Origin of the sequence: Candidatus Aquicultor secundus (genome assembly GCF_002791875.1) — a bacterium.
GTDB lineage: Bacteria > Actinomycetota > Aquicultoria > Aquicultorales > Aquicultoraceae > Aquicultor_A > Aquicultor_A secundus.
Genome location: NZ_PFNG01000237.1, coordinates 1 through 6783 on the forward strand (window position 1 = coordinate 1; position 6783 = coordinate 6783).

The 6783-nt window shown below is 48.9% G+C and carries 4 protein-coding genes; 1 reads left to right on the plus strand and 3 read right to left on the minus strand.

The window, feature by feature from the left end; translation table 11 throughout:
* The 3 genes from COY37_RS10055 to COY37_RS10065 form a co-directional block, all read right to left on the minus strand.
* Positions 1-1296 (minus strand): PAS domain-containing protein (locus COY37_RS10055; RefSeq protein WP_286977459.1); only part of this gene is annotated, 1296 nt, incomplete at its 3' end.
* A 218-nt stretch (positions 1297-1514) separates the two neighbouring features.
* Positions 1515-3869, minus strand: coding sequence for a heavy metal translocating P-type ATPase (locus COY37_RS10060; protein WP_286677782.1), 2355 nt, complete (start codon positions 3867-3869; stop codon positions 1515-1517).
* A 223-nt stretch (positions 3870-4092) separates the two neighbouring features.
* On the minus strand, positions 4093-5271 hold the full coding sequence (locus tag COY37_RS10065; RefSeq protein ID WP_286677781.1) for a type II glyceraldehyde-3-phosphate dehydrogenase: 1179 nt from the start codon (positions 5269-5271) through the stop codon (positions 4093-4095).
* A 326-nt stretch (positions 5272-5597) separates the two neighbouring features.
* Between COY37_RS10065 and COY37_RS10070 the strand changes: the two genes are divergently transcribed.
* The gene (locus COY37_RS10070; RefSeq protein ID WP_286677780.1) at positions 5598-6650 is read left to right on the plus strand and encodes a PP2C family protein-serine/threonine phosphatase; all 1053 of its coding nucleotides are present in this window, start codon (positions 5598-5600) and stop codon (positions 6648-6650) included.
* Positions 6651-6783: the final 133 nt, after the last annotated feature.

Below are 6783 nucleotides of genomic sequence, written 5' to 3' on the forward strand. Positions count from 1 at the left end.
ATGCACATCCTTGCCAAGCAGTTCAGCTTCAGTCCATCCCAAAAGGCGCTCAGCCTCACTATTCATAAAGGTAAGCCGACCATCCCCGTTTAGCACGAAGATTCCCTCGCCCAACGCCGAAGTTATATCGCGCAACTTTTTTTCGCTTGCTCTCAACGCTTCTTCTGTTCGCTTGCGCTGGCCAATATCATCAAAGTAGCCTGAAAGCCCATTTTTATAAGGGTAGACATGAACTTCAAACCATTTGTTGAGCGGAGGATAAAACTCTTCGAAAGAGATCGGTATCATTTCTTCCTTTGCTCGATTAAACTCTTTGTAAAACGTGGTGCCGACTACTTCCGGGAATGCGTCCCACATGCTTTTAAAAAGGATCTCTTCTTTTCTTTTTCCCAGAAGCTGCTCGGCCTTGTGATTTACGTAGGTAAAGCGCCAGTCGTTATCAACCGCAAAGAAGCCATCGGTTATGCTCTCAAGTATATCGAGAACTTGCTTTCTTGATTCTCTAATATCTTCTGCTGCCTGTTTTTCAGCTGTGATGTCATGGCCGATACTTGCCGTGCCAAGAATTCTGCCCCGAGAATCACGCAAAAGCACATTGGTAAAGGATAAGGTGCGCCTCTCATCCCAACTGGTTACAATGTCGTTCTCGTAATGCGGCAGTATCTCACCTTTGGCAATCGACTCGAAGAAGAAGCGCCTAATTTCATCCCGCTGCTCAGGCGGTATAAATGTATCGAACCAGTCCTTGCCGATAACCTCATCTTTCTGCCAGCCGGTAAGGTTTAGAAGAAAGCCATTTACAAACGTTATTTTGCCCTGGGTGTCTAAGATTACGGCGACAAGTGAGACCTCTTCCAACATAGTGCGAAACCGCCGTTCAGATTCTTTAAGCTCTTCTTCTGCCTTTTTTCGCTCAGTGATATCTGTAAGTGATGCCACCAAACCCACAACAGCGCCTTTTTTATCATATAGGGGTACGACATCGGCTGACACGATTATTCGAGTTCCGTCAGGATGTTCGTGAACGTACTCAAAGTTATATATCGGCTCTGCCGTCCGCATAACTTTGAAAAATGGGTGTTCTTCCTTGGGTATGGGTTTACCATCTATTGTGGTTACTTTAAACGCCAGGTCGCTATAGGCGCGCCCGATAATGTCCTTTCGGGCCAGGTCGAATATCGCCTCAGCTGCGGCATTTGCAAATATAATACGGCCATCTTTATCCATGATCACAACAGCATTGGGGATAGTCTCAATTGCACGCTCTAATTGTTCTCTTGAGGCAACTTCTTCCAAGGTAGTCCTCCCCCGGCCGTTTGATACCTATACAGTAAAGATTTTACCCAAAATACTCTTAAATTTTTCCGGTATAGAACTAATGCGAACTAATGTGCGAGCTATACGATCACCGATACAAAGGTTTGTCTTTAAGTAGTCTACTTGAAATTGAAAACCGTTGGCAATACAAGCTAAAATTACATGGGATATGAAAAGTGGTTGGGCGTTAAATCTTCTTAACCTAAGCTCCTGGCCTGACGGCTTAAAAGAAGCGAATTAATCGTAACCGTTACCGTACTTGCCGACATCGCGATAGCGGCAACCTGCGGACTTAAAAGCAAACCGGTAAACGGATACAGAACGCCCGCCGCTATCGGCAACGCAACCGCGTTATACCCAATCGCCCAGGCGATATTTTGCCTGATCTTACCCAAAACCAGATGACCAAGGTGAATGGCCTTTACGACATCTCGGGGGTCGTTTCGCATGAGAACTATTGCACCGGACTCTATCGCCACGTCGGTTCCTGCCCCGATGGCGATTCCCAGATCAGCCTGCACCAAAGCGGGCGCGTCGTTTATGCCGTCACCCACCATTGCAACCAACCGGCCCTGGCTTTGCAGCTCTTTGACCTTTTCTGCTTTTTGGGCGGGCAATACCTCGGCGAACACTTTATCAATGCCGAGCTCTTTTGCTACCGCCTCGGCAGTGGCCTTGTTGTCCCCGGTAATCATCGCTACTTCAATACCCATGTCATGCAGTTCTTTTATTGCTTGCTTGGATTCGGGTTTTATGCGGTCTGCAAGCCCAAGCACCCCTTCAATATTGCCACCCACAACGACGAATATCATAGTTTTGTGTTCTTCTTCAAGCCTGCGGGATTCGGCCTCAACCTTGGACAGATCGATTTGTTCCTCATTCATAAACCCAAGGTTGCCGACCATAACCTCACGGCCCTCAATTGTGCCGATTGCGCCACGTCCCGGAACCGCCCGATAATCTAAAACCTGTGGCAGATCGGTTATCCCTCGTCCTTTGGCGGCAGCCACAATTGATCTGGCAATTGTATGTTCCGACCCCACCTCAAGCCCGGCAACGAGTCGCAATAGCTCATCATGAGATAACTTGCCAACTGCAACAATATCCCTTACTTCAGGGCGGCCCTCAGTAAGCGTTCCGGTTTTATCAAATAAAACGGTGTTAATGCGCGCCGATCGCTCAAGTGCAAGGGCATTTTTCTCTAAGATGCCGTTTCTTGCCCCAACACCGGTTCCGACAACGATAGCAATCGGGGTGGCAAGGGCTAAGGCATCCGGACAGGCGATAACAACCGTCGCTATGCCGGCCGTTAGGGCAAATATAAGCCCTTGGGTACTAAAGCTAAGCCATACCAAAAATGCGAGCAATCCACCGCCAATGGCAACAGGCACCAGATAAGATGCCACCCGGTCGATAATGCGCTGTACGGGGGCTCTGGTTCTTTGGGCCGCTTCAACGAGAGCGATAATCTGGCTAAGTGTGGTATCTTCCCCAACCTTTATCGCCCGCATCCTGAATGCGCCCTCTTGATTTATTGTGGCTCCAATAACCTCATCACTGGCTTTTTTGGGAATTGGTAGCGATTCACCTGTTATGGCGGATTCATCAACCGATGTCTGCCCTTCCGTAATCATCCCATCAACCGGGACCTTTTCACCGGGGCGGACTAAGAGGAGGTCCCCCTTTTTAACATCTTCAACCGGAACCTGCCTTACTTCACCATCCACGATGAGGTTGGCCGTTGGCGGCACGAGATCTAAAAGGGCTTTGATCGCCTCGTTGGTGCGACCGCGAGCCGCCATCTCAAGCCAGTGTCCTAAAAGAACAAAGGTTAACAGCATGGTAGCCGCCTCATAAAACGTCTCGCCGCCGAAGATAAACGTTGCCGCTACGCTATAAAGATAAGCGGCAAGCACGGCAACCGAGACCAACGTGGCCATATTTGTCGTGCGAAGTTTTAAGGCCCGCCAGGCTCCGGTAAAGAAAAACCACCCGCCGTAAAGCACGGCCGGTGTTGCAAAGATAAAATGAAAAAGGTTGCGGCCAATCGGCAAAGATATAGTGCGGCCAATAATCGCCTCTCCAATTGGCGAGGTAAAAACAACAGCCACCGTTAAAATAGCCGTTACGATAAAGGCATTTCTAAGTTGCTTTACCATCTCAGGACCATGCCCGGCATGTTCGGTCTCGAGGCCGTATTCTGATTGCCAGGCCGGAGCAACATGGTTATGGACCTCATGCTTGTGCGCTTCTGGCGCTACTTGAGGCTCGATCTCTGTGCTTCCCAGGTGGATGTGGCCGTGCACCTCATGGCTAATTTCTTGATCCGCCTCCTCGATTATCTTCTTTAGCCCCTCCTCGGTAATGCCGGATGGATTAAAGGTAACTGTCGCCAGCTTATTTTCAAGGTCAACACGTGCTCCTATAACGCTCGGCTGAGCAACGAGCCTTTTTTCGAGAAAAGCCGCATATTCTGGATAATCGGGCACATGCTCGATATTTAACTCGACTGTTCGTTCCTCTTTATGAGGATGGGCATGCTCGTGCTGCATTTTATCTATATCACCTCAAGGGTTTATACCCATAATTAAAGGAACTGAAAACTCAGCTTTTTAATCAGATGGTATGCCGCAAAGTTAACCCAGCGCTGGGCTTCTGCATATTCCTCGATAACAATAGAGGCAAGTCTCCCAAACCCTGGCTTAAGCGTTGTCGGGTCTGGGAGACCATTTGCTTAATACTCGCTGTACCGTTGTGTGCAACGCCGCGTCAGGATTACGCGATGCGCTGCTCTTTCGTCGGCTCGGCCTTGGTTGGTTCCTCGGAGCCCTTGAAACCTTCTTCCATAAACTGCTGTTGTGCTTGCTCCAACGCTTTTCCCATCGCCACATGCACCTCTTCTTCATGCATGGTTTTTGGTAAAAAGCTTTTGACAATACCGAGCGCCCGGTTTGTTCTTTCAATCGATTCGGCCCCGTTTTGCACGATGCCGGTCAACGCACGGATAGCGTCCACCGTCTCGGGGATGGCGATCGCCTCATTATGTACCTGAAACGCAAGGTAGACCTCACGCTCATCTGCGGCAAGCGCATCTTCCCAGACGGCAACCTCCCACATGTCGTTGCGCGGACGCTCAAGATCGCGCATCAATTCGATGACCGAGTTGAGTGCTACAAGACCGTTCGATGAGCGGATAAATGCGACGCGCGGCTCTTCCCAGAGGGCGTGACGCAGCTCATCGAGGCTTACCGGCCTGGTTGTCTCAACCATGGCAAAATGCAGGTGACTTAAGTTATACGGGCCGGCCCCCGCCATCGTCGTGATATCAAGCCCGCTAATCACGGTCTGCGCATCGGGACCCTGGTGACTCGGAACTTTCGTCTCGGGGATTGCCGTGTTGATCATACCGTTTTTGTGGCTTTCCCACGGGTCGGTCCCCCTGCGCATGAGCACGGCGCGCGCCCGCTTAATCCAACCCCGCTTGTGCAGGGCGTACAGCACCCGGCACAGGCCCGTGGTATTACACGAGACAACGCGCGCATACTGCTTGTTTAATGCCTCTTCGTAGTTGATCTGGGCGATAAACGACAAGCCGGTCAACTCGTGCTCCTCGCCACCTTGGAAGATCGCCTTCACACCCGCCCTTTCATACGTGTTCTTATTTTTGGCTCCAATGCCTTTCGGCGTGCAGTCAACGACGACATCGACCTTCCCGAGAAGATCATCGAGCGTGCCCTCTATGGGAATACCGGCATCCTCCATTAGCGAGCGCTTATCCGGCATCGATGCGTAGATTGGGTATCCTCTTTCAGCGGCCACCCGGATGCGATAGTCATAAATTATGTCGGATATACCCACCAACTCCATGTCATCTTGCTTTGCAACCGCATCGGCAACACGTTTGCCGATTACGCCAAAGCCGTTTACGCCAACGCGAACCCTTTCATCTGCCATGCAAAATCCCTCTCCTTTCAGGTATGCTTGAACTCGTACATTCCCGAGAATTGTCGCTTTAAACAGCTTTTACGTTTCGCAAAAGATCGGAGCTTCTATCCGATCTCTTGTTTCGGCAGCTTGCTGCTCAAGCCCACGTTCGACCTCATCTTTGGTTTTGGGCAATTTCAACCATGTTTCGGCGACCTCTTTGATTAGACAGGCTCACATTAAGCAATACAAATAATAAACGGAAGCGGATAACGATTGACTATCTTTGTTTATAGATTTCTACAGGAAGATAATCTACATGATACGTTCAATTATTTTGTGAGGGGTAAGGCGTAATGTCTAAAGGGGTTAAAACACTAATAGCTGTGGGCACGCTTTTGGCTTCGGTTGCAATCGGGCTCGCTGATACATTGACAGGGGTTACGCCCGATATTACGATCCTCTACCTCATTCCTATTATTTTGGCGACGGTTTATGTTGGTTTAGCTTATGGCTTATTCGTCTCTATGGTGGCTGCTGCTGCTGAACTAATCTTTCACACTCAACTTGGCATAGAGACCGGGCTTGATTTAGGCCTCGATGTAGCTTTACACTTTTTAGTATTTAACCTGGTGGCGTTACTTATCGGTAGGCTGATTGTTCAGCTCAGAATAATCAGAGAACTTGAAGAGAAAAGAAGCTACGATCTTGGGATCGCCAAAGATGTCCACAAATCTGTTTTTGCACCGTTTCCGCCTTCGTATAAAAATCTCACCATAGCAAGCAAAGTTGCCTTTGCAAGAGAACTTGGTGGGGATTATTACCACGTTGCCACCGTTGGCGATAAGCTTTTCTTTTGCATTGCAGACATCTCGGGAAAAAGCATTTCAGCGGCCCTGTTCTCTGCTATGCTTCACCAAAATATAACGGAAGCACTCGAGCATACCGGCAACTTAACCGAGCTTGTTGCAAGAGTTAACGCTCACATTTACTCAGCATTATCCGAAAATATGTTTATCACCCTATTTTGCTGTCTTATTGACGATAACGGCATAAGCTTCGTGAACGCAGGTCATGAGACTCCTCTGCTTTACTCAAGGCAAGTTGGCGACATAAAGCGTCTTGAGAGCAGAATGACGCTACCAATAGGAATCGTGCCTGATTTAGGTATCGAAACAAAAACTGAGCCCTTCTTAGCGGGCGATGTTCTCCTCGCGTTTACCGATGGCGTTACCGACAGCGAAAACTTCAGAGATAAGCCGTACGAGCGGCTAGAAGCTGCTCTTTACGCAAACTCCGATTCTAACCCCCAAGATATCATCAATATCGTCTATCAAAGGACGATTTCAGACAACAATGATATACCGTTTGATGACATCGTTATCACCTGCATTAAAAGGAGAGACTAACCTACAATGTGTCCACACAGCCATTTTCTCCTATTGCTGTCGTCCTGACAATTTTCGAACGCTCATGAACGATATTTGTTAAAACATAGAACCATGGATTAAACAACTGCTATAACTGCGCTAAGTAGCAGCA